The sequence below is a fragment of the Sphingobium ummariense RL-3 genome, from assembly GCF_000447205.1.
Taxonomy (GTDB): Bacteria; Pseudomonadota; Alphaproteobacteria; order Sphingomonadales; family Sphingomonadaceae; genus Sphingobium; species Sphingobium ummariense.
This window is the reverse complement of sequence record NZ_AUWY01000073.1, coordinates 12,965-36,714: the sequence shown is the minus strand read 5'-3', so window position 1 is coordinate 36,714 and position 23,750 is coordinate 12,965. Positions and strand designations below refer to the sequence as shown.

The following is a 23,750-nucleotide window of genomic DNA, read 5'->3' as shown; positions in this document are numbered from 1 at the left end:
CGGCGGCGACTGAAACGAGGAGAGCCGCCATGTTGATCGCCCTGTTCCCCGGAGACGGGATCGGCCCGGAAATCGTCGCCCAGGCGAAGCGGGTGCTGGACGCTCTCGGGATCGACGGCCTGACCTATGAAGAGGGTCTCGTCGGCGGCGCGGCCTGGAAGGCGGTCGGCCATCCGCTTCCGCCCGAGACGCTGGACATCGCCAAGCGGGCCGACGCGATCCTGTTCGGCGCCGTGGGCGACCCGGACTGCGACGGGCTGGAACGACACCTGCGGCCGGAGCAGGCGATCCTCGGCCTGCGCAAGGAACTCGGCCTGTTCTCCAACCTCCGTCCCGCAAAGGTCTTTCCCGAGCTGGCCGATGCCTCGGCGCTGAAGCCCGAGGTGGCGAGCGCCATCGACCTTCTGATCGTGCGCGAAACCAATGGCGACGTCTATTTCGGCGAAAAGGGCTTCCGCACCACGGCGGAGGGCTGGCGCGAAGGCTATGACATCATGTCCTATAACGAGGCCGAGGTGCGCCGGATCGCCCATGGCGGCTTCCAGGCGGCGCGGGCGCGGCGCGGCAAGCTCTGCTCGGTCGACAAGGCCAATGTGCTGGAAACCAGCCAGCTCTGGCGCGACGTGGTGATCGAGGTGGCGAAGGACTATCCTGACGTGGCGCTCAGCCACATGTATGTCGACAATGCCGCCATGCAGCTGGTTCGCGATCCCGGCCAGTTCGACGTCATCCTGACCGGCAACCTGTTCGGCGACATCCTGTCCGATCAGGCCAGCATGTGCGTCGGGTCGATCGGCATGCTGGCCTCGGCGACGCTGAACGCCGAGGGCAAGGGGCTCTATGAGCCGATCCATGGCTCGGCGCCCGACATCGCCGGCCAGGGCAAGGCCAATCCGCTGGCAACGGTCCTGTCTGCCGCGATGATGCTCCGCTATTCGCTCGGCCTTGGCGCCGAGGCGGACCGTATCGAGGCCGCCGTGGCCAGGGCCCTCGCCGGCGGCGCGCGCAGCGCCGACCTCGGCGGGACCATGGGCACGGAGGAGATGGGAGACGCGGTCCTCGCGGCCCTTTGATTTTTCCGTCATGTCCGCACCGGCGGCGCGACGGGCTTAGGAGTGTCCGTGACCGACCTGTCCCTGCCTTCCCTGCGTGCCGCCGCCGCTATGGTGCATGCCCAGGTGCCGCCGACCCCGCAATATGCCTGGCCGTTGCTGGGCCTGCGAGCTGGATGCGAGCTCTGGGTCAAGCATGAGAACCACACGCCGACCGGCGCCTTCAAGGTGCGCGGCGCGATCACCTATATCGACTGGCTGCGGCGCACCCATCCCGAGGTGACGGGCATCATCACCGCGACCCGCGGCAATCACGGCCAGGCCCAGGTCCGCGCGGCGCGCGCGGCGGGCCTCGCCGCCACCATCGTGGTGCCCCACGGCAATGCGCTGGAGAAGAACGCGGCGATGCGCGCGTTCGGCGCCACGCTGATCGAGCACGGCCACGATTTCGACAGCGCCAAGGCGCACGCGATCATGCTGGCGGAGCGGGACGGGCTGTTCATGGTGCCCGCCTATCATGGCGAACTGGTGCGGGGCGTGGCGAGCTATGGGCTGGAACTGTTCGAAGCAGTGCCCGACCTCGACACCGTCTATGTCCCCGTCGGCTGCGGGTCTGGCCTCTGCGGCACGATCGCGGCGCGCGACGCGCTGGGGCTGAAGACCAAGGTCGTCGGGGTGGTCTCGGCCCATGTCGACGCGGCGAAGCGCTCCTTCGAAGCGGGACGGCTGATCGCCAGCCCGACCGCCCACACCTTCGCCGATGGGGTGGCGGTCTGCACCCCGGTCCAGGCCGCGCTCGACTATTTCGGCCCCCGTGCCGAGCGCTTCGTCGCCGTGACCGACGACGAGGTGGCGGAAGCGATCCGCATCTGCTGGCAGGACACGCACAATCTGCCCGAAGGCGCCGGCGCGGTCGCGCTGGCGGCGCTGCTGCAGGAAAAGGACCGAATGCGCGGGCGAAAGGTTGCGGTTATCCTCTCGGGCGGTAATGGCGACATGAGCCAGATGGCGACGATCCTGGCGGGGCACACGCCCCGTATCGAAATGCGGAAGGCAGTATGAAGCGCAAGAGCGGGCAAGACCGGGACATCACGAAGAACTGGAAGCCTGCGACCCTCGCGGTGCGCGGCGGCACGGCGCGCACCGAATATGGCGAAACGTCGGAAGCGCTGTTCCTCACCAGCGGCTACAGCTACGATCGCGCCGAGGACGCGGCGGCGCGCTTCGCCGGGGAGCAGGTCGGCATGACCTATTCCCGCCTCCAGAACCCCACGGTGGAGATGCTGGAAAAGCGGATCGCCCTGCTGGAAGGGGCGGAGGCCTGCCGCGCCACCACCACCGGCATGGCCGCGATGACCGCGGCGCTGCTGTGCCAGCTGTCGGCCGGGGACCATGTCGTCGCCGGCAAGGCGCTGTTCGGCTCCTGCCGCTGGCTGACCGACACGCTGCTGCCGCGCTTCGGCATCGAGACGACGACCGTGGACGCACGGGACAATGCCGCCTGGGAAGCGGCGATCCGTCCCAATACCAAGGTCTTCTTCTTCGAGACGCCGGCCAATCCGACCATGGACGTGGCCGATCTCGCCTTCATCTGCGGCCTGGCGAAAAGCCATGGCATCACCTCCGTCGTCGACAATGCCTTCGCGACCCCGGCGCTCCAGCGGCCGCTCGATTTCGGCGCCGATGTCGTCGCCTACAGCGCGACCAAGATGATGGACGGGCAGGGTCGTGTGTTGGCCGGTGCGATCTGCGGGACGGAGGAGTTCATCCTCAACACCCTGCTGCCCTTCCACCGCAACACCGGGCCGACGCTCAGCGCCTTCAACGCCTGGGTGGTGCTCAAGGGGCTGGAGACGCTGGACCTGCGCATCCGCCGCCAGAGCGAGAATGCGCTCAAGGTCGCGCTATTCCTGGAGGGGCGAGTCGCAAAGGTCCTGTATCCCGGCCTTGCCAGCCATCCGCAGCATGACCTCGCCATGCGGCAGATGGAGATGGCCGGCCCGATCTTCTCGCTCTATGTCGGCGGCGGACGAGCGGAGGCGCACGGCCTGCTCAACGGGCTGCAACTGGTCGACATCAGCAACAATATCGGGGATTCGCGCTCGCTGATGACTCACCCTGCATCGACCACCCATTATGGCATGGCAGAGGAAGCGCGGCTGGAAGTCGGCATTACGGAGGACATGCTGCGACTCAATGTCGGCCTCGAGGATGCGGACGATGTGATCGCCGATCTCGACCAGGCACTGACGGCAATCGGCCGTTGACGGATCAAGGGGCAGGGCGCAATCCTCCCGGCATGAACGCGCTCTTCCCCTTCCACGCCACGACGCGCGACGTCACGGTCCATGTGGCGGTGACCTTCCTGCCGGAACAGTCGGAGCCCGACCGCGGGCGCTGGTTCTGGGCCTATCATATCCGCATCGAAAATGAAGGCGACCAGCCGGTCCAGCTGCTGACCCGGCATTGGCTGATCACCGACGGACGCGGCGCACAGCACAGGGTTGACGGCGATGGTGTGGTCGGCGAACAGCCCGTGGTGCAGCCGGGCAGGAGCTACGACTATGTCTCCGGTTGTCCGCTGAACACGCCGACCGGATCGATGAAGGGGCATTATCACATGATCGGTGCCGACGGGCAGGCCTTCGACATCGCGATTCCGCACTTCGCGCTGATCGCCCCGGCGGTGGCCGAATGAAGCGTACCCATTTGCCGCTGAACGGCTTGCGCGTGCTGGACGCAGCAGCGCGGCACCTGTCCTTCACCCGCGCGGCGGACGAGCTTGCTGTGACCCCGGCGGCCGTCGGCCAGCAGATCCGCGCGCTGGAGGATATGCTGGGCGTCGTCCTCTTCCGCCGCACGCCCAAGGGCCTGGAACTGACGCCGGAGACCGAGGCGGGGCTTCGCGCGCTGCGGGCTGGCTTCCTCGAATTCGAGGAAGCGGTGCGGGCCATGCAGGCCGGGCAGTCCAGTTCCGCGCTCACCATTGCGGCGCCGCGCGACATCACCGCCAAATGGCTCCAGCCGCGCCTCGCCGCCTATGCCGCCAGCCGGCCTGACCTCAGTTTCTCGCTGATGGCCGCGGACGAAGCGCTGGACTTTACCGAGGCCAATCTGGACCTTGCTCTGCGGCTCGCCGAGGGCGCTGGCGAGCATGAGGGGACACGGCTGGGCGAAGCGCTGTTCGTCACCGTGGAAGCGGCGCAGGGCGGTCCCGACCAGCGCATCCACTGGCCCGGTTGCCCGTCGAGCGACGAGCATGCGCCGATCCGCGTGGCTGATGCCGGCCTGGCGATCGAGGCGGCGGCCACGGGCTTCGGTCGTGCCACCGTTCCGCAACTGCTGGCCGAAGCGGACATCAAGGCCGGGCGCGTGCGGCAGCTGGGGGAGGCGGTGCCGTCTTCCCTGTCCTACTGGCTCATCGCGCCGCTGCCGCAATGGCGGCAGAAGAAGGTCAAGGCGCTGGTCGAGGCGCTGCTGGAGTGAGAAAAGGAAAACCGTGACCGACCTGCCGATCGAGAAGCTGGAGATTGAGGGGCTGGGCGGCCTGCCGATCGCCGTGCATGTCATGGGGTCGGGCCGCGATCTGGTGCTGATCCACGGCTATTTCTCCAACGCCTGGACCAACTGGATACGCTATGGCCATGCGGCAAAGCTGGTCGAGGCGGGTTTTCGCGTCATCATGCCCGATCTTCGCGGTCATGGAGAAAGCGGAAAGCCGCACGACGCGGCCGCTTATCCCCCGGACGCCTTGATGGAGGACGGTTTGGCGCTGATCGACCAGCTCGGCCTTGCCGACTATGATCTCGGCGGCTATTCCCTGGGTGCGCGCACGACGGTACGGATGATTGCCAGCGGTGGCGCCACCCCTCGCCGGGTGATCCTGGCAGGCATGGGTCTTCAGGGCCTGACCCACACGATCGACAGGGGCGGTTATTACACCAACGTCCTCACCAATCTCGGTACGTTCGAACGCGGCACCTCCGAATGGATGACCGAGGCTTTCCTGAAGACGACCAAGGGCGATCCGGTGGCGCTGCTGCATATTCTTCAGACTTTTGTCGATACCCCGCGTGAGGAGATCGCAAGGATCGCACAGCCCACCGAGGTGATCTGCGGCGCGGACGACCGGGATAACGGCTCTGCCCGGGAGCTTGCGGACACGCTGCCGAACGGCCGCTATGTCGAGATACCCGGCAACCATATGAACGCCGTCGTCCGCAGGGAGCTCGGCGAGGCGATGGCGGATTTCCTCACCGCTTGACTGTGTCGCGCCCCTGACACAGTCTCCGCGCAGATAAGTTAAAAGGGGTCATTCATGAAAATCGCCGTCTCGCTGGCTGCACTCGCGGCCGCGCTCCTCCCGTCGCCAGCCTTCGCGCAACAGGTGGCGCCCACCGCTGCGCAGGCCGAAGCGTTTCTCGGCGAGGCGGAAAGGGCGATGTTCGACCATTCGCTGATCGCAGGACGCGCCGAGTGGATCAACGCGACCTACATCACCGATGATACCGATGCCGTTTCGGCCTATTTCGGTTCGATCCGGACCAAGATGAATGTCGACTATGCGCTCGATGCGGCGAAGTTCATGGCAGCGCCTGGCCTCAGCGAGGAAACCAAGCGGCGGCTGACCCTGTTGCGCACCGCACTCACCCTTCCGGCGCCGACCACCCAGGGGGCCGCGGAGGAATTGAACGCGCTCTCTACCCGGCTTCAGTCCGCCTATGGCAAGGGCCGGGGCACGCTGCGCGGCCAGCCGATCAACGGCAGCGACATCGAGGCCGAGATGGGCACGGATCGCAATCCCGAAGAGCTCAAGGAGATGTGGGTCAGCTGGCATGACAATGTCGGGGCGCCGATGCGCGGCGACTATGCCAAGCTGGTGTCCATCGCCAATGCGGGCGCCAAGGAACTGGGATTCGCCGATACAGGCGCGATGTGGCGCTCCAAATATGACATGACGCCCCAGCAGTTCGCCGCGCTCACCGACAAGATCTGGAACGAGGTGAAGCCGCTTTATGAAGAGCTGCACTGCTACACCCGGACCAAGCTGAACGAGAAATATGGCGATTCGGTGCAGCCGAAGACCGGCCCGATCCGCGCCGACCTGCTCGGGAACATGTGGGCGCAGGAATGGGGCAATATCTACGACATCGTCGCGCCGCAGGGCGCGGGCGACCTCGGCTACGACATCGGCGACCTGCTCCAGGCCAAGGGATATGATCCGATCAGGATGGTGAAGGCGGGGGAGGGCTTCTACAGCTCGCTCGGCTTTGCGCCGTTGCCGCAGAGCTTCTGGGACCGCTCGCAGATCGTGAAGCCGCGCGACCGGGAGGTGATCTGCCATGCCTCGGCCTGGAATCTCGACAACAAGAACGACATCCGCATCAAGATGTGCACGAAGGTCAATGGCGACGACTTCGTGACGATCCATCACGAGCTGGGGCATAATTACTACCAGCGCGCCTATCAGAATCACGGCTATCTCTACCTCGACGGCGCCAATGACGGTTTCCACGAGGCGATCGGCGATTTCGTCGCGCTGTCGATCACGCCCGACTATCTGGTGAAGATCGGCCTGCTGGATCCTGCCAAGGTGCCGGGTCCGGAGAAGGACATCGGCCTGCTGCTGCGGCAGGCGATGGACAAGGTCGCCTTCCTCCCCTTCGGCCTGCTGATCGACAAATGGCGCTGGGGCGTGTTCGATGGCTCGATTCCCGAAAGCCGCTACGAACAGGCCTGGACAGACCTGCGCCGGCAATATCAGGGCATCGTCCCGCCCGTGGCCCGGGATGAGACGAAATTCGACGCGGGCGCGAAATATCATATCCCCGGCAACACACCCTATGCCCGCTACTTCCTGGCACGGGTGCTGCAGTTCCAGTTTTACGAAGCGGCGTGCAGGCAGGCGGGGTGGACGGGGCCGCTTCATCGCTGCTCCTTCTATGGAAACAAGGCTGTAGGCGCCAAACTTGATGCCATGTTGGAGATGGGTGCGTCCAAGCCCTGGCCTGATGCGCTTCAGGCCTTCACCGGATCGCGCGAAATGTCGGGCCGCGCCCTCACCGCCTATTTCGCGCCGCTCCAGAAATGGCTGGAGCAACAAAATAAAGGCAAGTCTTGCGGCTGGTAATTCTGCTTTAGAATCAGTACAGGGCCGGTCCCGTGAATACGGCGATCATTGTCCTGTCCCTGCTATTCTTCACCAGCACCACCATGGCGGTGGCGATGGGGGTCGCCTGGGCGCATTTCGGTCGCCAGCGGCACATGCTCAGCTGGACGATCTCCTATGCTATCGCCAGCGTGCAATGGGTTTCCAACGCTGCCGGGCTGGTGCTGAAAAATCCCTTTTTGATGGGATTTGCCGGTCTTTGCATTGTGGTCAGTGCGTCGCTCGTGCTCGTCGGAGTCAAGCAGCGGAGCGAGCGGCCGATCCCTTGGCGGACCCTGATCGGCGTCGGCGGCCTGGTGTCGGTCGCCAGCTTCTATGCGGCGCTAATCAATGACCGCCCGCTGCAGAGCATGATCGTGCCCGGCTATGCTGCCATCCTGATCCTCAACTGCGCGATCGCCCTCTGGCCGACCGAAAGGCGGTTCTCGGCCCCTGAAGCCGGCTTCTTCGTCATTCTGCTCCTCTTTGCAACGTTTGAAGCGGGTCTGGTCGTCAGCGCCGCCACCGGCATGGGATCTGCGCCCGGGCAGGACATGGCGCTTTATCGCGCGGTGCTGGGTTTGGGCCTGCCGTCGGTTTATGTCGCCACGGGGGTAGCCGCGGTGCTGGTCGTCGCCGGCGATCTGGCCTATCAGCTACGGCGGCAGATACGCCATGATCCGCTGACCAACGTATTGAACCGGCTGGGTTTCAGTGAAGCGGCTGAGCGGGCGATTGCCAACGCCCAGCGTCAGGGGCGGCCTCTAACCTTCATCATCTGCGATCTCGACGGCTTCAAGGCATTGAACGACGGACATGGCCATCTGACAGGCGATGCGGCGCTGCGGAGTTTTGCTGGACTGCTGTTGAATGCGGTGCGCCGCGGCGACATCGTCGCACGCATGGGAGGCGACGAATTCGGTCTGCTGCTGATCGATACGGACGCCACGGTCGCCGCCACGGTCATGGAGCGAGTGCGCGCGGAGGTCGCTTGCCTCATCTTGCACGAGGCGCCGGGAGCGCTGCTGCGGGCGAGCTTTGGGGTGGCGCAGCTCAGGGCGCAGGACAGGCAGATCGAGGATATGGTGGGCCGTGCCGACCAGGCGCTCTACGAAGCGAAGCGCGCCGGCCGCAACCGCATCCGCGTGAGCGGCGAAGCCGCCTGACCGTAGCGCTTTAGCGGAAGGGCGGCTCGTTGAAGGCGCGCAGCTTGCGGCTGTGCAGCTTCGGCCCCTCCTGCCGCAGCAGTTCGCAGGTCATCAGGCCGACGCGCAGATGGCCCGCAATCGCTTCCTCATAGAAGCGGTTGGCCTGCCCCGGCAGCTTGAGTTCTCCATGGATCGGTTTGTCCGAAACGCAGAGCAGCGTGCCATAAGGTACGCGAAAACGGTAACCCTGCGCCGCGATCGTCGCTGATTCCATGTCGATGCCGACAGCGCGCGACAGGCTGAAACGCAGCGCCGAATGGGAATAGCGCAGCTCCCAATTGCGATCGTCGGTCGTGACCACGGTGCCCGTGCGCAGCCGCCGCTTGAAATCCTCCGGGTTGCCGCCGCCCAGGATTGCCTCGGCCGCCTTGGCGAGCGCGACCTGCACCTCGGCGATGGCTGGCACCGGGATCTCCGGTGGCAGCATTTCGTCGAGCACATGATCATCACGGAGATAGGCGTGGGCCAGCACATAGTCGCCGATCCGCTGGCTGGGGCGAAGGCCGCCGCAATGGCCGATCATCAGCCATACTTCGGGTCGCACCACGGCGAGATGATCGCAGATCGTCTTCGCGTTGGACGGACCCACGCCGATATTGACCAGGGTAATGCCGCTGCGGTCCGGCGCGATCAGGTGATAGGCGGGCATCTGGTGCCGACGCCAGGCGCTGTCGGCGATCATTTCGGCCGGATCGGCCGTCTCCGGCGTCACATAAAGGCCGCCGGCGCCTGAAAGCGCGGTGAACCGGGTGCCTTCCCGCTTCAGCTCCGCACAGGCCCAGTTGACGAACTCATCGACATAGCGGTGGTAGTTGGTGAACAGGATGTATCGCTGCACATGCTCGGCCGGCGTGCCGGTATAATGCTTCAGCCGCGCGAGCGAGAAATCGGTGCGCAGGCCGTCGAACAGTGCCAGGGGCCGGTCACCCTCCGAATCGGGCGTGAACAGGCCGTCGGCGATCTCGTCGCCGATCTCGGCCAGTTCGGTCGCGGGGAAGTGGCGCGCCAATTCTGTCGGCGGCGCCCCGTCCAGGGCACTGATATCCAGGCCATCCAGCACATAGGGAAAGGGGATCTGCTGGTCGCTGATCGCGGCTTCCACCTCGACCCCATAATCGCGGACCAGCAGGTCGATCTGCTCGGCCAGATAGTCGGCGAACATCGCCGGCCGGGTGATCGTGGTGACGTAGCGACCAGCCGCCGACAGCCGGGCGAAAGACCGGCCCGGCGGCGGCGCGTCATTGTCGTCGCGATGGGTGATGCGCAGTTCGGGATAGCAGAAACGGCGCTCGCTCCGCGCCTCGGGCGGTGGCACGGCGCCGTTGCTCGCATAGGCCCGCATGGCCTGGCGCAGATTGTCGATGGAGGTGCGGTATATCTCGTCGAGTTGCGCGACGATGGCGCTGCCGATGCTCTGTGTCATCGCCTCCTGTTACCGCAGATATGTGACGGAAGGAAGGCCGCGCGCGCCGGAAACGGCGCGCGCGGTGCGAAGGGATCAGAGCTGTTCGAGCATATGATCGGCGGAGGAGACCTTGAAGTCGCCGGGCGCCTCCACGTTCAACTCCTCGACCACGCCGTCCTTCACGATCATGGAGAACCGCTGCCCACGCGTGCCGAGGCCGAACTTGCTGCCATCCATGGTGAGACCGACTGCCTGGGCGAAATCGCCATTGCCGTCGGCCAGCATCGTCACCTTGCCGTCCGCGCCGGCCGCCTTGCTCCATGCGCCCATGACGAACGCGTCGTTGACCGCGGTGCATGCGATGACATCCACGCCCTTGGCCTTCAGCTCTTCGGCCTTGTCGATGAAACCGGGCAGGTGCCGGGCCGAACAGGTCGGCGTGAAGGCGCCGGGAACGGAGAAGAGCGCGACCGTCTTTCCCGCGAAGAAGTCGTCGGAGGCAATCTGCTCGGGACCGTTCTCGGTCATGGTGGCGAAAGTGGTGCTGGGAAGGCGGTCGCCCTTTGCGATGGTCATGGCATGTCTCCTGGCTTGTGGCGCCGGGGAGGTCGGCCTTGTATGCGGCGCTGTCAAGCCCCGGTGCGGGTCGGGACTTATCTGTCGCATCGCCCCGCCGCAGCGACAGGGCGCATTGGTTTTGCCGCCGGGCGGGCTATATTCCGTACATGGACCAGTCCCGTTTCTATGGCGGCCAATTCCTGCTCGCGCTGCCGGGCATGGAAGACATGCGCTTCGCCCACTCGGTGATCGCAATGTGCCTGCACGACGAGAATGGGGCGTTGGGCATTGCCGTGGGAGAGGAGATCGAGGGCCTGACCTTGCGCGACCTGCTCCAGAGCTTAGACATCGACGTGCGCGACGTACCCGACCGCCCGGTGCTCCGGGGCGGGCCGGTGGAGCCGCGGCGCGGGTTCGTGCTGCATTCGCTCGACTGGTCCGGGCAGGACATGATGCAGGTGGGAACAGGCTGGGGCCTGTCAGGCTCCCTCGACATATTGAAGGCGATAGCAGCGGGGCGGGGACCCAGCCGTTTTCTGGTCGCGCTCGGCTATGCTGGCTGGGGCTCGGGACAGCTGGAACAGGAGATGGCCGGAGAAAGCTGGTTTCCGACGCGCGCTGACGCCGACCTGTTGTTCGGCGTGCCGGCCGAGCGCAAATGGGCCGCCGCCTTTGCCGCCGCCGGCGTCGATGCCAGCCATCTGGTGAGCGGTGCCGGATCGGCCTGACGCGCGAGAGGCGACATAAAGAATTCTTTATATTGAGTTGCCATCGACCAAGTCGATTGGTAAAGCCCCTTCCAGCGCCGCCTGTCCGCCGAGGCAGCTGGCATTCAATCGAGCCCAATGGAGACAAGACCGTGGCTACCGCACCCGCCGCCCAGGCGCAGGACTATGTGATCCGCGACATCAGCCTCGCCGCCTTCGGCCGCAAGGAAATCGAGATCGCCGAAACCGAGATGCCGGGCCTGATGGCGCTGCGCGCCGAGTTCGGCGCCGCACAGCCTCTCAAGGGCGCGCGCATCACCGGATCGCTCCATATGACCATCCAGACCGCCGTTCTTATCGAGACGCTGGCGGAGCTGGGCGCCGAGATCCGCTGGGCCTCGTGCAATATCTTCTCGACGCAGGACCATGCCGCCGCCGCCATCGCCGCGCGCGGCATTCCCGTCTTTGCCGTGAAGGGCGAGACGCTGGAGGAATATTGGGACTATGTCATCCGAATCTTCGACTGGGGTGACACTACCTGCAACATGATCCTGGACGATGGCGGCGATGCCACTATGTTCGCGCTCTGGGGCGCGCGGGTCGAGGCGGGCGAGGAACTGTTCACCCCGTCGAACGAGGAAGAAGAGATTTTCGTCGCCACCCTCAAGCGCTTCCTGGCGGAGCGTCCCGGCTATCTCACCGAGACGGTCAAGGCCATCAAGGGCGTGTCGGAAGAGACCACCACCGGCGTCCATCGCCTCTATGAGCTGGCGAAGAAGGGCAAGCTGCCCTTCCCGGCGATCAACGTGAACGACAGCGTCACCAAGTCGAAATTCGACAATCTCTATGGCTGCAAGGAATCGCTGGTCGACGCGATCCGCCGTGCCACCGACGTCATGCTGGCCGGCAAGGTTGCCTGCGTCGCGGGCTTCGGCGACGTCGGCAAGGGCTCTGCCGCATCGCTCCGCAATGGCGGCGCCCGCGTGCTGGTGACGGAAATCGATCCGATCTGCGCGCTCCAGGCCGCGATGGAAGGCTATGAGGTCGTGACGATGGAAGAGGCTGCCACTCGCGCCGACATCTTCGTCACTGCGACGGGCAATGAGGATGTCATCACCGTCGATCATATGCGCGCGATGAAGAACATGGCGATCGTCTGCAACATCGGCCATTTCGACAGCGAGATCCAGATCGCGGGCCTTTCCAACTATAAGTGGACCGAGATCAAGCCGCAGGTTGACGAGGTCGAATTCTCCGACGGCAAGAAGATCATCGTCCTGGCCAAGGGCCGTCTGGTGAACCTGGGCTGCGCCACCGGTCACCCCAGCTTCGTCATGTCGTCCAGCTTCACCAACCAGGTGCTGGCGCAGATCGAGCTGTGGACCAAGTCCGACGAGTACAAGAACGACGTCTATGTGCTGCCCAAGCATCTGGATGAGAAGGTCGCCGCGCTTCACCTCGAAAAGCTCGGCGTGAAGCTGTCGAAGCTGACCGAGAAGCAGGCTGCCTATATCGGCGTGAGCGCCGAGGGTCCGTTCAAGCCGGACCATTACCGCTACTGATCGGGTAGCGCGGGAGGGCGAGTCCTTCCCGCGCCTCCGGTCGGACGGGTTCTGCCGCGAGAGCCAGAGCCGGATCTTGGTTCCTGCCCTCGCGGGGATAAGATCTATCTTTGCTTTCCCGATGGTTGAAAGCTTCCCGCTGCCGCCGACTTGGGTTAGTCCCTGACTCGATGAACCGGGGCATCCAGTCGGGACCGATGGCGGAGCGTGTGCGATGACGCCCATGACGCCGCTTGCCCTCGCCCTGCTCGGCATGTTCCTCGCCTGTTGGTTGGGCGCGGCCGTATGGGCCTTCCTCAGTGGTCAGCGGATGCGGCGCGAGGGGATGCATGTGCAGGGCAAGCTGGACCGCGTGTCGGTTCTGCTGGCATCCGCGCCTGCCGCACCCGTGATCATCCATGCCGATGGGCGGATCGAGGCCGCAGACAGGCTCGCCAAGTGGCTTTCCCGCGATCGGGCGCCGGCCTTTCTTTCCGAGCTGGTGTCTCCCGAAGGCGGGCTGGAGCCGACCGACGCGGCCCAGCTCGGCCGCGAGATCACCGGGGCGCAGCGCGCCGGCAAGAGTTTCGCCCTGCCGGTGCGCGGCGTCGGATCTTCCCGCCTGCTGCTGGTTCGGGGAGCCCCGGCTGGGCCGGAACTTGCCAATAATGGCGGCGTCGTCCTGTGGATATTCGATGCCACCGACAGCCAGTCGGAGATTGAGGCGCTCAAGGGGCAGGTCGACCAGCTGCGCGAAGCGCTGGAGGCGCTCGCCGGCCTCGTGGAGGCGGCGCCCTTCCCGATGTGGCATCGCACGCCCGACATGCGCCTCAGCCTGGTCAACACCGCCTATGTCAGCGCGGTGGACGGAGCCAGCGCGCGCGACGTGATCGCTGGTGGCACCGAACTGGTCGAGGCAGTCAATGGGCTGACGCCGCAGGCTGCTGCGGCGGAGGCGGTCGCCCAGTCCAGGCCGATCGACCGCATGGTGCCGGCGACCATCGGCGGCGAGCGGCGGATGATGCGCGTGGTCGATGTTCCCCTGGGTGCGGCGGGAGTGGCGGGCTTTGCGGTCGACCAGCATGCGCTGGAGCAGGCGCGGGTCGAGCATCGGCGGTTGGAAACGGCCCAGCGCGACCTGCTCGACCGGCTCTCTGCCGGCGTGGCTCGCTTCGGGCCCGACCGCACCCTGCGCTTCTGGAATCAGCCCTTCATCAGCCTGTTCGGACTTAACCAGGAGCGGCTGAGCGACCATCCGCTGTTCGAGCGCCTGCTCGATCAGATGCGTGATGCGCGACGCCTGCCCGAGCATCGCGACTTCCCGGCTTGGCGGAACGAACGTCGTGACTGGTTCCTTTCACCCGATCCGCTGGAGGAGAACTGGCTGCTCGCGGACGGCACGCACCTTCGCGTCTATGCCCAGCCGCTGCCCGATGGCGGACTGCTGCTGATCTTCGAGGACCGCACCGAGCAGGTCCAGCTGTCGAGCGCACGCGACACGCTTCTGCGCGTCCGGACGGCGACGTTCGACAATCTGTTCGAATCGATCGGCGTCTTCTCTTCGGACGGGCGGCTCCATCTCTGGAACAGCCGCTTCCGCGACGTCTGGGGCGTGGAGGAAGCGGTGCTTGCCGCCCATCCCCGCATCGACGACCTCATGCGCGCGGTACAGTCCCGCCTCGCCAAGCCGCATCAGGCCAATGTGGTGCGCGAACTTGTCCGGGCCGCCACCCTGGAACGCAAGCAGCGCGGCGGCCATGTTGGCTTCGCGGATGGCCGGGTATTCGAATTTGCGGCGATCCCGCTGCCGGACGGCAATGCGCTCTTCACCATGCTGGACGTCACCGACAGCCGCCGCATGGAGCAGGTGCTGCGTGACCGGAACGAGGCGCTGGAACAGACCGACAAGGTCAAGACCGCCTTCGTCACCAATATGAGCTACGAGTTGCGCACCCCGCTCACCACCATTGCCGGCTTCGCCGAGATGATGAGCGCCGGTTATGCGGGGGAACTCAGCGATTCGGCGAGGGACTATGTCGCAGGCATCCTTCAGAGCACCACGCGTCTTTCGATGCTGATCGACAATGTGCTCGACCTGACCCAGGGGGAGGCGGGAACCCTCTCCATCGAACGCGAGACGGTGGACCTCGGTGCGGTGCTGCGCGACTGCGGAACGCGGGCCATGGTGGATGCGAAGGCGAAGCGCATCGACCTGGCCCTTTCGATCCAGGACTCGCTGGGTACGGTCTCCGGTGACGCCCGGCGCATCGGTCAGGCGCTCGATCATCTGCTGGAAAATGCCATCCGCTACTGCGAGCCAGGCGCCCGTGTGCTGTTGCATGGGGATGGTGACGGCCGACGTGCCCGACTGGTCGTGTCGGACAACGGCCCCGGGCTCGATTCCGCGCAGCTTGCCGTGATCTTCGACCCCGTGGCGCGCGCCGAGCAGGCGCGGCAGGGGCAGAATGCGACATTCGGCCTGCCGCTTGCGCGCCAGCTCGCGGAAGCGCATGGCGGGACGCTCCAACTGGCCTCCGAACCGGGACAGGGCACGATGGCTGTGATCGAGTTGCCGCGTGGCTGATACGATCATGGAACTGCCTGATCCCGTCGCCATGCTGGACCTCGGTCGCCGGCTTGCCGCGCAGGTCCGCATCGGTGACGTCATCGCGCTGGAAGGCGGGCTGGGTGCCGGAAAGACGACGCTGGCGCGCGGGATATTGGAAGGGCTGGGCCTGGAAGGGGAAGCGCCCAGCCCCAGCTTCGCGCTGGTCCAGCCCTATGACGTGCCGGAAGTGCGCCTGCCCGTCGCCCATGTCGACCTCTATCGCATCGATTCGCCGGACGAGGCGGAGGAACTGGCGCTCGACGACTATCTGATGGACAGCCTGCTGATCGTGGAATGGCCCGACCGGCTGGGCGACGGGCAGTGGCTCCATGCGCTGCGCCTCGCCATAGACTTCGCGCCGGACGGCGGACGCCGCTTGACAGCGCAGGTGCCGGGCGCTTGGACGGAGCGATGGTCGCAGACATGATCCCCCCCGCCGCCGCTCCTCAATTCCTCGCGCGCGCCGGCTGGGATGGCGCCGCGATCGTGCCTCTGGCAGGGGACGCCTCCTTCCGACGCTATTTCCGGGTGCTGGACGGAGACCGACGCGCCGTGCTGATGGATGCTCCGCCGCCGCATGAAGATCCGCGCCCGTTCATCGCGATTGCCGAACATCTTCTCGCGCAAGGCTTCGCCGCTCCCCGCATAGAGGCGCGTGACCTGGACGAAGGCCTCGTCCTGATTGAGGATTTCGGAGATCGGCGGCTCAAGGAGCATGTGGAGGAACATCCGGCCGACGAGCGTGCGGTTTATGCCCGCGCGATCGCCCTGCTGGCCGATCTCCACCGCCTGCCCGCCGCCGATCTGCCGCCCTACGATCGGGCGGTCTACCAGCGAGAGGCCGGGCTGTTGACGGAATGGTATTGTCCCGCCGTCGGCCTGGCGGTCGATGTCGAAGGTTATGCGACGGCATGGGATCTGGTGCTGCCCGTAGTCGAGCAGTCCGCCAGTCCCACGGTCACGGTGCTGCGCGACTATCATGCCGAGAATATCATGCTGATCGACGGCCCTGCGTCTCATGGGCTCGGTCTGCTGGACTTTCAGGACGCGCTTGCCGGGCATCCGGCCTACGATCTCGTCTCCCTGTTGCAGGACGCGCGTCGCGACGTGTCGCCCGTGCTGGAGGCCGAGATGATCGCGCATTACAAGGCGCTTGCGGACCCGCCCGCCGATTTCGACGCCGCCTATGCGGTGCTCGGCGCTCAGCGTAATGCAAAGATCATCGGCATCTTCACGCGCCTGTGGAAGCGCGACGGCAAGCCGCGCTATTTGTCCTATCTGCCGCGCATGTGGAACCTGCTGGAACGCGACCTCGTCCATCCCGCCCTCGCGCCAGTCGCGGACTGGTTCGCCGCGAACATTCCGGCCGACAAGCGTCATGCCGCCCTTTTGGAGTTCGCGCCCGCATGATCGACACGGCGATGCTGATGGCGGCGGGCCTGGGCAAGCGGATGCGCCCGCTCACTGCCACCCGGCCCAAGCCGCTGGTCAAGGTGGCGGGCAAGCCGTTGATGGATCATGCGCTCGACCGGCTGGAAGCCGGCGGCATCCGCAAGGTGGTGGTGAATGTCCACTATCTGGCCGACACGGTCGAGGCGCATATTGCCGCGCGCAAAGACGGAATCGAGTTCGCCGTTTCCGACGAGCGGGCCAAGCTGCTGGAGACCGGCGGCGGCCTGATGAAAGCCAAGCCGCTGCTGGGCGAAGAGCCTTTCTTTTGCGCGAACAGCGACAATCTATGGGTCGACGGCCCCAATGAGACGCTGGGTGTCATGCGCCGCATCTGGGATCCGGGGCGGATGGATGCGCTGCTGCTGCTCGTGCCGCTGGCGCGCGCCAATTGCCATCGGGGTCCGGGCGATTTCCACATGGATGCCACCGGGCGACTGGCGCGGCGCAAGACCGCTCATGTCGCTCCCTTCGTCTTCACCGGCGTTCAGATCCTATCGCCTTCCCTGCTGACCGATCCGCCGTCCGATGTCTTTTCCACCAACGTCTTCTGGAACCGCGCGATCGAGGCCGGGCGCTGCTACGGCGTCTCGCACCAGGGGCTGTGGTTCGATGTCGGCACGCCGCAGGCCATTCCCGTGGTGGAATCCATGATCGCCCATGGCTGAGGGGGCGAAGCCCGCGCTCTATACCATACCCGCGCATCGCGCCTTTTCCGATGCGCTGGTGGCCGGCATCCTGGCGCGCCATGGGGCCGATCCGCTGGAACTGGCGCGGGGCATGGTCCTGCTGCCCAGCAACCGCGCCGTCCGCGCCGTATCGAACGCCTTCGTGCGGCAGTCGGGCAGCGGCCTGCTGCTGCCGCGCCTCGTGACGATCGGCGACCCGGAACTGGGCGAGGAGGCGGGCGGCGCGCTCGATCCGCTGGGGGAGGGGGATGCCATCCCGCCGGCCGTGTCGCCGATGCGGCGGCAGATGATCCTGGCCCGGCTGGTACAGCAGGCGACGGCTGAACCCATGGATGCAGGGCAGGCCCTCCAACTGGGCCAGGCGCTGGGCGCCGTGCTGGACCAGATGCAGGTGGAGCGGATCTCGCCGCGTGCGCTGACCGACCTTCAGCTCTCGACCGAGTTATCGACCCACTGGGAACGATCGCTCGACCTGTTCTCGATCCTCCTCCGGCGCTGGCCGCAGGAACTGGAGCGCCTCGGCTGCATCGACCTTGCCGACCGGCGCAACCGGCTGTTCGACCGGATCGCCGCACGCTGGGCTAAGGCGCCGCCGGCGGGTTTCGTGGTCGCGGCCGGCATTTCCACCACCGCACCAGCCGCCGCTGCGTTACTGCGCCGGATCGCCCACATTCCGGGGGGTATGGTCGTCTTCGCTGGGCTGGACCACCATATGGATCAGGAGGCTTGGGACGCGATCGGCCCGTTCGATCCCGATCCCGTCACCGGTCACGCCCCGGCAGGCCATGAAACACACCCCCAATATGCCTTGAAGCGCCTGCTCGACCGGATGGGTGCTACCCGGGACGACGTCGCCCAATGGCGCTGGGGCAGCGAGCATGATGCGCGGGCGGTGCGTGGTCGCAACATCTCCAACGCGATGCTTCCGCCGCGGCTGACATCCCGCTGGCGAAGCCTCAAGATGGCCGACCGCTCGCTTGCCGGGGTGGAGGCGCTGGAGGTCGCGACCCCGGGGGAGGAGGCCCAGGCCATCGCCATCGCCCTGCGCGAGGCGGTCGAGACTCCGGGCCGCACCGCCGCCCTGGTGACGCCGGATCGTCAGCTTGCCACCAGGGTTTCCGCGCATCTGCGGCGCTGGGGCATCGAGGCCGACGATTCGGCTGGCCAGCCGCTGTCGCGCCTGCCGCCCGGCACACTGCTGATCGCTATGGCGCAGGCGGTCGCAGAGCATTTCGCTCCGGTGCCGCTGCTGACCCTGCTGAAGCATCCGCTGGTGATGCGGGGGGAGGGGCGGCTTGCCTGGCTGGACGGCGTGCGTCTGCTCGACCTGCTGCTGCGTGGGCCACGCCCGCAGGCCGGGCTTGCAGGCATCGACCTGTTGTTGGAGCCGCGCGCAGCAGAAGACCGACAGGCGCCCCTGCGCGAGCGTGTTCGCCTGTGGTGGCCGCAGGCCCGTGCGCTGCTCGCTCCCTTGGAATCCGCTTTCGCCATCGCGTCGGACTTCAGCGCGCAGATGGCGGCCATCCGCGAGCATGCGGGTATGCTCACCGCCGACGCCGTCTGGGCGGGGCATCAGGGGCATGCCGCCGCCGATCTGTTCGCCCAGATCGAGGAGGCTGCATCCGACGGGCCGCGGCAGGCGGATGTTCGCGCTCTCCCGGCTCTCCTCGACCATCTGCTGGGCGGCGTGCCGGTGCGCCCGCCCCAGGGGGGACATCCCCGCATTGCAATCATGGGGCTGATCGAGGCGCGGCTGGTGCAGGCGGACCTCATGATCCTGGGCGGGCTCAACGAGGGGGTATGGCCGGGCCTCCCCACACCCGATCCCTGGCTTGCGCCGCGCATCCGTCGGGAGCTGGGCCTGCCGGGGCTGGAGACACGCATCGGCCTGGCCGCTCATGATTTCGCCAGTACGCTCGGCGCGCCGGAGGTCCTCATCACCCGCGCCAGGCGTGGATCAGGCGGACCGGCAGTGGCGTCCCGCTTCTCGTTGCGGCTGAAGGCGATGGCAGGACCGCAATGGCAGTCGGCCGGTCGTTATGCAGCGCTGGCGGCGGCGATCGACCGGCCGGCGGCGCATAGCCCCGCTACCAAGCCCGCGCCTTCGCCGCCGGCTGCCGTGCGTCCGAAGCTGATCCCGGTCACGGATGTGGACCGGCTGAAGGCGGATCCCTATGCCTTTTATGCGCGCCGTATCCTGAAGCTCTCGCCGCTGGATGCGGTGGACGCCGATGCCGGTCCCGCGTGGCGAGGAACGGTTGTGCATGAAATCCTCCAGCATTGGGCGGAGGCGGGCGCCCGCGACCCTGCTGATCTCGTCCACCGCGCCCGCGCCATGTTCGAACGGCCGGACGTGCATCCGCTGCTCACCGCGCTCTGGCAGCCCCGACTGATCGAGGCGGTAGGCTGGATCGCGCAGCAGGTTGCCGCCGATCGCGCCGATGGCCGCACGATCCTGGCGGTGGAGGCGGAGGGCAGGGCGGAAATTGCGGGCGTCAGTCTGATGGGCAAGGCGGACCGGATCGACCGAATGCCCGACGGCACGCTCGGCATTGTCGACTACAAGACCGGCAAGCCGCCGAGCGCGCGGCAGGTGAAGGCGGGCTTTGCGTTGCAACTCGGCCTGCTGGGACTGATCGCCGAACATGGCGGCTTCCCAGGGGTCGGCGGGAAACTGATGGCCGGATGCTTCGAATATTGGTCGCTGGCGAAGAAAGGCGACGCCTTCGGTTATCGGGAGAGTCCGGTCGATCCGGCGGGCAAGCGGGACAAGATCGTCACGGCGGACTTCACCGCCACGGTCTATCACCAGTTCCAGCAGGTGGTGGACGCTTTCCTGATTGGTAACCAGCCATTTGGCGCGCAGGTGAATCCGGAAGTCGCCAATTACGGGGATTATGACCAGCTCATGCGGCTGGAGGAATGGTATGGGCGGGATGACGGATAGGCAACTTCACAATAACGCCAGGCCATCGCCCTTCCCCAAGATTAGGGAAGGCATCCGTGACTAGGAAATCCGCCCCCCTGCAGAGGCTGCTCGGCGAACAGGCGCTTGCCGCAGCGCCCGACGCGCATGTGTGGCTGTCCGCATCGGCAGGCACGGGCAAGACGCATGTCCTCACCGCGCGGGTCTTCCGCTTGCTGCTTCAGGGGGTGCGGCCGGAGAATATCCTTTGCCTCACCTTCACCAAGGCTGGCGCGGCGGAGATGGCCGACCGCATCCATGATCGACTCGCCCTCTGGGTCCAGATGGAGGAAGCCGACCTCTTCAACGACCTTGAAGCGCTGGGTGAGGAGTCGGGGCCGGAAGCACGCGATCGCGCCCGCCGCCTCTTCGCACAGGTGCTGGAATCCACCGGAGGTGGCCTGCGCATCCAGACCATCCATGGTTTCTGCCAGCAGCTCCTGACGTCCTTTCCGCTGGAGGCCGGCCTGGCGCCCGGCTTCCGACCGCTCGACCAGCGAGAGCAATCCGCACTCGCCCGTCAGACGCTGGCGGACATGGTCCTCGGCGCCGAACCATCGCTGATGGAGTCGCTCCAGGCGATCAGCCTGCGCCTGGGCGAAAGTGGCGCTGAACAGTTCCTGTTGCGTTGTGCGTCGAAGCTGGATGCGCTTGATGCGCTGCCCGATGACATCTCTTCCTGGGTCGTGACCGAACTGGGCCTGCCGGAAGGCGACATCGACGCGTGGCTTGCCGAACAATGTTGCGATGAAATATTCGACATGCGCACGCTCGGCTGGGTCGCGCAGGCCAATGCCGACTGGGGCACGAGCCGTGCGATGGAACGCTGCGACCGCATCGCCCGCTGGCGTGCGCTGGAGGCGCAGGGCCGGGCCGCTGCGCTGGGTGACCTCCATGGCGCCTGGGCGAAGGCGGACGGCGAGCTGATATCGGCCAAGGGCTGGGTGCCGCCGGTGGACGGCTATGGCGAGGCGAGCGCGCGGCTCCATGCCCGCTGTACCGAGTTGCTGGCGACGAAGCTGCTCGCCGATTACGCCGCATTGCTCGGCAAGGCGCTCCATGCCGGCCGCGCCTATGCCCGCGCTTATGGACGGGCCAAGGCGCTCGCAGGCGCGGTCGATTTCGATGACCTCATCGCCCGCACGGCGGGGCTGCTGCAGCAGGACGGCATCGCCGACTGGATCCGCTACAAGCTGGACCAGCAGATCGACCACATTCTGGTGGACGAGGCGCAGGACACCAATGCGGCGCAATGGCGGATCGTCCGGTCCTTGGCCGAGGAATTTTTCGCCGGGGAAGGGGCCAAGGGAGACAAGGTTCGCACGATCTTCACGGTCGGCGATTTCAAGCAGGCGATTTTTGGTTTCCAGGGGACCAGTCCCCAGAATTTCGCGGCTGCGCAATTCCTGTTTCAGCGCGATGCGGAGCAGGTCGGCCATGTCTTTCACGATCTCTCGCTCGACCGCAGCTTCCGCTCGACGCCGGCGGTGCTGGAAGTGGTGGATCGTACCATCGCAACGCTGGATGCGGGTCGCTTCGGTTTGTCGGGATCGAGCGTCCACCATGTCAGCGCCAACCGCTTTCCGGGGGAGGTGCTGCTGTGGAAACCGACCGCCGCGGGGAGCGCGGAGGATGCGGAAGGGGAGGAGGACTGGGCGGCTGACCAGGAAAGGCTGCTGGCGCGGAACATCGCCGCGCAGATCCGCGAATGGATCGACAATGGCCTGATGCTGGAAAGCCGCGGCCGGCCGATCAGGGCCGGCGACATCATGATCCTGGTCCGCCGCCGGAGCGAGCTGGCGCGGCTCATCGTCGCGCGGCTCTATGAAGAGGGAGTGGCGGTGGCGGGCATCGACCGGTTGCGCCTCAACGCGCCGCTCGCTGTGCGCGATCTGCTCGCCGCCCTGCGTTTCGCAGTACAGCCGGAGGACGACCTGAACCTCGCGGCGCTGCTCGTCTCGCCCCTGATCGGCTGGAGCCAGGACGAGTTGATGGCCCGGCTGATCGGGCGACAGGGCGGTGTGTGGCGCCATATCAACAGCACGGTGGACCAAGCTTTGCTCGCTTCGCTCCATGCTTTGCTGGGCCAAGCGGACTTCACCACGCCCTATCGCTATCTCGAATCCATCCTGTCCGGGCCGATGGAGGGGCGCCGCCGGCTGATCGAACGACTGGGGGCCGAGGCTGCTGATCCGATCGAGGAACTGCTGAGCGCTGCGCTGGCCTTCGAGACCGACGACCATCCCTCGCTCCAGCGTTTCATCGACTGGTTCGACCGTGGGGAAGTGGAGATCGTGCGCGATGCCGCCGCGCAGGGCGATTCCCTGCGGTTGCTGACGGTTCATGGCGCAAAGGGCCTGCAGGCGCCGGTCGTGATCCTGGCCGACGCATGCCTTGATCCCGATGCCGGCAATCGCGCGGATTCGCTCGAATGGAACGGCCTGCCGATCCTGGCCCCGCACAAGGCGGAGCGGCGGGGCTCGATCGGAGAGGTCCATGCCACGGCCGCGGCCCAGGAGCGGGAGGAGCATTGGCGCCTGCTCTATGTCGCGCTCACCCGCGCGGAAGAGAAGCTGATCGTCACCGGTTCTCTGGGGCCTCGCGCGAAGGGCGAAGTCAAACCGGAAAGCTGGTTTTCCGCCGTTGAAAGCGCGATGGCCTCGCTGGGTGCTGAATGGGAAGCCGATCCGTTATGGGGTGCACGCCGCCGCTGGACCGGGATGGAGGTGCTGCAACCCCGGATCGCCGAGCCGGAGCCGCCGAAAGAAGCCGTCACGCCTTCCGAGCCCACATGGTTGCGCCGTCCCGCACCGGTCGAGGCGCGCCCGCCACGCCCGCTCGCTCCCTCGGCACAGGTCGAAGACGATGTGCCGAACCCACCGCCCACCCCCGCCATGCGGCAGGCGGCCGAGCGGGGAAGGCTGTTGCATGCGCTGTTTCAACGGCTGCCTGACATCCATCCCGACCGCCGGCTGGATAGCGCCGACCGCTGGCTGATGCAGCAGGGTGTGGCGGATGCGGCTGCGCGCCAGGACATTGTGCGCCATGCGCTCCGCGTGATCGACGAGCCTGGCTTCTCCGCGCTTTTCGGTCCAGGGGCGCTGGCCGAAGCGCCGATCGCCGCCGTGGTGGGCGAGGACGTGATCGCCGGCACGGTGGACCGCCTTTGCGTGGGTGCCGACCATGTCCAGCTTGTCGACTTCAAGACCGGCCGTGTTGCACCACTGTCGGTGGAGGAGGTGCCACTCTCGCATGTCCGCCAGATGGCGGCCTATGTCGCGGCGCTGGAGGTGATCTTCCCCGGGCGGACCGTGGAGGCGGGATTGCTCTACACCAGCGCGCCGCGCCTCATCGTCCTGCCGCCCGAAAGGCTGGCGCCGCACAAGCCCGGCTTTCTGCCCGAGCAGCACATTTTGTAGC

General features: G+C 66.4%; 18 protein-coding genes. 16 read left to right on the top strand and 2 right to left on the bottom strand.

What is annotated here, in order from left to right:
- Positions 1 to 29 precede the first annotated feature (29 nt).
- The 8 genes from leuB (at position 30) to M529_RS34700 (ending at position 8,366) form a co-directional block, all read left to right on the top strand.
- Positions 30 to 1,073, top strand: coding sequence for a 3-isopropylmalate dehydrogenase (gene leuB / locus M529_RS34735; protein WP_021317851.1), 1,044 nt, complete (start codon positions 30 to 32; stop codon positions 1,071 to 1,073).
- A 48-nt stretch (positions 1,074 to 1,121) separates the two neighbouring features.
- The gene (locus M529_RS34730; protein WP_021317850.1) at positions 1,122 to 2,114 is read left to right on the top strand and encodes a threonine dehydratase; all 993 of its coding nucleotides are present in this window, start codon (positions 1,122 to 1,124) and stop codon (positions 2,112 to 2,114) included.
- Positions 2,111 to 3,319 (top strand): trans-sulfuration enzyme family protein, encoded by a 1,209-nt coding sequence (locus M529_RS34725; protein ID WP_021317849.1) that lies wholly within the window; start codon positions 2,111 to 2,113, stop codon positions 3,317 to 3,319. The genes M529_RS34730 and M529_RS34725 overlap by 4 nt, the downstream gene beginning before the upstream one ends.
- A gap of 32 nt (positions 3,320 to 3,351) precedes the next feature.
- Positions 3,352 to 3,750, top strand: a complete 399-nt coding sequence (apaG, locus tag M529_RS34720) for a Co2+/Mg2+ efflux protein ApaG (RefSeq protein WP_021317848.1) — start codon at positions 3,352 to 3,354, stop codon at positions 3,748 to 3,750.
- The gene (locus M529_RS34715; RefSeq protein ID WP_031294931.1) at positions 3,747 to 4,538 is read left to right on the top strand and encodes a LysR family transcriptional regulator; all 792 of its coding nucleotides are present in this window, start codon (positions 3,747 to 3,749) and stop codon (positions 4,536 to 4,538) included. Before apaG ends, M529_RS34715 begins: the two co-directional genes overlap by 4 nt.
- A 13-nt stretch (positions 4,539 to 4,551) precedes the next feature.
- Complete coding sequence (locus M529_RS34710) at positions 4,552 to 5,316, top strand: alpha/beta fold hydrolase (RefSeq protein WP_021317846.1); 765 nt, start codon at positions 4,552 to 4,554, stop codon at positions 5,314 to 5,316.
- A 54-nt stretch (positions 5,317 to 5,370) separates the two neighbouring features.
- Positions 5,371 to 7,182 (top strand): M2 family metallopeptidase, encoded by a 1,812-nt coding sequence (locus tag M529_RS34705; RefSeq protein WP_021317845.1) that lies wholly within the window; start codon positions 5,371 to 5,373, stop codon positions 7,180 to 7,182.
- An 83-nt stretch (positions 7,183 to 7,265) separates the two neighbouring features.
- Positions 7,266 to 8,366: a GGDEF domain-containing protein gene (locus M529_RS34700; protein ID WP_236617679.1), complete on the top strand. Its 1,101-nt coding sequence runs from the start codon at positions 7,266 to 7,268 to the stop codon at positions 8,364 to 8,366.
- A 10-nt stretch (positions 8,367 to 8,376) separates the two neighbouring features.
- On the opposite strand, the gene M529_RS34695 is transcribed toward M529_RS34700, so the two are convergent.
- Both M529_RS34695 and M529_RS34690 read right to left on the bottom strand, forming a co-directional pair.
- Entirely contained in the window at positions 8,377 to 9,831 is a 1,455-nt protein-coding gene (locus tag M529_RS34695) for an AMP nucleosidase (protein WP_021317843.1), read from the bottom strand.
- Positions 9,832 to 9,906: 75 nt separating this feature from the next.
- Positions 9,907 to 10,389, bottom strand: a complete 483-nt coding sequence (locus tag M529_RS34690) for a peroxiredoxin (RefSeq protein ID WP_021317842.1) — start codon at positions 10,387 to 10,389, stop codon at positions 9,907 to 9,909.
- A gap of 149 nt (positions 10,390 to 10,538) precedes the next feature.
- Here M529_RS34690 and M529_RS34685 point away from each other — a divergent pair, with 149 nt between their 5' ends.
- The 8 genes from M529_RS34685 (at position 10,539) to addA (ending at position 23,749) form a co-directional block, all read left to right on the top strand.
- The gene (locus tag M529_RS34685) at positions 10,539 to 11,099 is read left to right on the top strand and encodes a YqgE/AlgH family protein (protein ID WP_021317841.1); all 561 of its coding nucleotides are present in this window, start codon (positions 10,539 to 10,541) and stop codon (positions 11,097 to 11,099) included.
- 131 nt (positions 11,100 to 11,230) lie between these two features.
- A complete protein-coding gene (gene ahcY / locus M529_RS34680) occupies positions 11,231 to 12,640 on the top strand; it encodes an adenosylhomocysteinase (RefSeq protein WP_021317840.1) in 1,410 nt (469 codons plus the stop codon).
- Positions 12,641 to 12,854: 214 nt separating this feature from the next.
- Positions 12,855 to 15,203 carry a sensor histidine kinase gene (locus M529_RS34675; protein ID WP_021317839.1) on the top strand — a complete coding sequence of 783 codons (2,349 nt, stop codon included), beginning with the start codon at positions 12,855 to 12,857 and terminating at the stop codon, positions 15,201 to 15,203.
- 7 nt (positions 15,204 to 15,210) lie between these two features.
- Positions 15,211 to 15,654 carry a tRNA (adenosine(37)-N6)-threonylcarbamoyltransferase complex ATPase subunit type 1 TsaE gene (gene tsaE, locus M529_RS34670; protein ID WP_152522581.1) on the top strand — a complete coding sequence of 148 codons (444 nt, stop codon included), beginning with the start codon at positions 15,211 to 15,213 and terminating at the stop codon, positions 15,652 to 15,654.
- Positions 15,651 to 16,637 carry an aminoglycoside phosphotransferase family protein gene (locus M529_RS34665; RefSeq protein WP_031294930.1) on the top strand — a complete coding sequence of 329 codons (987 nt, stop codon included), beginning with the start codon at positions 15,651 to 15,653 and terminating at the stop codon, positions 16,635 to 16,637. Before tsaE ends, M529_RS34665 begins: the two co-directional genes overlap by 4 nt.
- The gene (locus tag M529_RS34660) at positions 16,634 to 17,344 is read left to right on the top strand and encodes a nucleotidyltransferase family protein (protein WP_021317836.1); all 711 of its coding nucleotides are present in this window, start codon (positions 16,634 to 16,636) and stop codon (positions 17,342 to 17,344) included. The genes M529_RS34665 and M529_RS34660 overlap by 4 nt, the downstream gene beginning before the upstream one ends.
- Positions 17,337 to 20,312 carry a double-strand break repair protein AddB gene (gene addB / locus M529_RS34655; RefSeq protein WP_021317835.1) on the top strand — a complete coding sequence of 992 codons (2,976 nt, stop codon included), beginning with the start codon at positions 17,337 to 17,339 and terminating at the stop codon, positions 20,310 to 20,312. Before M529_RS34660 ends, addB begins: the two co-directional genes overlap by 8 nt.
- Positions 20,313 to 20,368: 56 nt before the next feature.
- Positions 20,369 to 23,749, top strand: a complete 3,381-nt coding sequence (gene addA, locus M529_RS34650) for a double-strand break repair helicase AddA (RefSeq protein WP_021317834.1) — start codon at positions 20,369 to 20,371, stop codon at positions 23,747 to 23,749.
- Position 23,750: the final 1 nt, after the last annotated feature.